The following is a 1,747-nucleotide window of genomic DNA, read 5'->3' as shown; positions in this document are numbered from 1 at the left end:
CTGATGCGGTAGAGGAGCGTTCTGTAAGCCTGTGAAGGTGAGTTGAGAAGCTTGCTGGAGGTATCAGAAGTGCGAATGCTGACATGAGTAACGACAATGCGAGTGAAAAACTCGCACGCCGAAAGACCAAGGTTTCCTGCGCAACGTTAATCGACGCAGGGTTAGTCGGTCCCTAAGGCGAGGCTGAAAAGCGTAGTCGATGGAAAACAGGTTAATATTCCTGTACTTCCAGTTATTGCGATGGAGGGACGGAGAAGGCTAGGCCAGCTTGGCGTTGGTTGTCCAAGTTTAAGGTGGTAGGCTGAGATCTTAGGCAAATCCGGGATTTCAAGGCCGAGAGCTGATGACGAGTTGCCCTTAGGCGACGAAGTGGTTGATGCCATGCTTCCAAGAAAAGCTCCTAAGCTTCAGATAACTGGGAACCGTACCCCAAACCGACACAGGTGGTTAGGTAGAGAATACCAAGGCGCTTGAGAGAACTCGGGTGAAGGAACTAGGCAAAATGGCACCGTAACTTCGGGAGAAGGTGCGCCGGTGAGGGTGAAGCACTTGCTGCGTAAGCCCACGCCGGTCGAAGATACCAGGCCGCTGCGACTGTTTATTAAAAACACAGCACTCTGCAAACACGAAAGTGGACGTATAGGGTGTGACGCCTGCCCGGTGCCGGAAGGTTAATTGATGGGGTTAGCGCAAGCGAAGCTCTTGATCGAAGCCCCGGTAAACGGCGGCCGTAACTATAACGGTCCTAAGGTAGCGAAATTCCTTGTCGGGTAAGTTCCGACCTGCACGAATGGCGTAACGATGGCGGCGCTGTCTCCACCCGAGACTCAGTGAAATTGAAATCGCTGTGAAGATGCAGTGTATCCGCGGCTAGACGGAAAGACCCCGTGAACCTTTACTATAGCTTTGCACTGGACTTTGAATTTGCTTGTGTAGGATAGGTGGGAGGCTTTGAAGTGGGGACGCCAGTTCTCATGGAGCCATCCTTGAAATACCACCCTGGCAACTTTGAGGTTCTAACTCAGGTCCGTTATCCGGATCGAGGACAGTGTATGGTGGGTAGTTTGACTGGGGCGGTCTCCTCCCAAAGAGTAACGGAGGAGTACGAAGGTGCGCTCAGACCGGTCGGAAATCGGTCGTAGAGTATAAAGGCAAAAGCGCGCTTGACTGCGAGACAAACACGTCGAGCAGGTACGAAAGTAGGTCTTAGTGATCCGGTGGTTCTGTATGGAAGGGCCATCGCTCAACGGATAAAAGGTACTCCGGGGATAACAGGCTGATACCGCCCAAGAGTTCATATCGACGGCGGTGTTTGGCACCTCGATGTCGGCTCATCACATCCTGGGGCTGAAGCCGGTCCCAAGGGTATGGCTGTTCGCCATTTAAAGTGGTACGCGAGCTGGGTTTAGAACGTCGTGAGACAGTTCGGTCCCTATCTGCCGTGGACGTTTGAGATTTGAGAGGGGCTGCTCCTAGTACGAGAGGACCGGAGTGGACGAACCTCTGGTGTTCCGGTTGTCACGCCAGTGGCATTGCCGGGTAGCTATGTTCGGAAGAGATAACCGCTGAAAGCATCTAAGCGGGAAACTTGCCTCAAGATGAGATCTCACTGGGATCTTGAATCCCCTAAAGGGCCGTCGAAGACTACGACGTTGATAGGTTGGGTGTGTAAGCGCTGTGAGGCGTTGAGCTAACCAATACTAATTGCCCGTGAGGCTTGACCATATAACACCCAAGCAATTTGCTC

1 rRNA gene (cut by a window edge) is annotated in these 1,747 nt (G+C 52.7%); it reads left to right on the top strand.

The annotated features are described in order from the left end of the window. Positions 1–1,725: ribosomal RNA gene (locus ACIPG5_RS25210) — 23S ribosomal RNA — on the top strand (it extends 1,260 nt beyond the left edge of the window). The last annotated feature ends 22 nt before the right edge of the window (positions 1,726–1,747 follow it).

Origin of the sequence: Pseudomonas sp. NPDC087029 (assembly GCF_044745345.1) — a bacterium.
Classification (GTDB): domain Bacteria; phylum Pseudomonadota; class Gammaproteobacteria; order Pseudomonadales; family Pseudomonadaceae; genus Aquipseudomonas; species Aquipseudomonas faucium.
The sequence above is the reverse complement of the archived record's forward strand: the minus strand, read 5'-3'. Positions and strand labels throughout refer to the sequence as shown.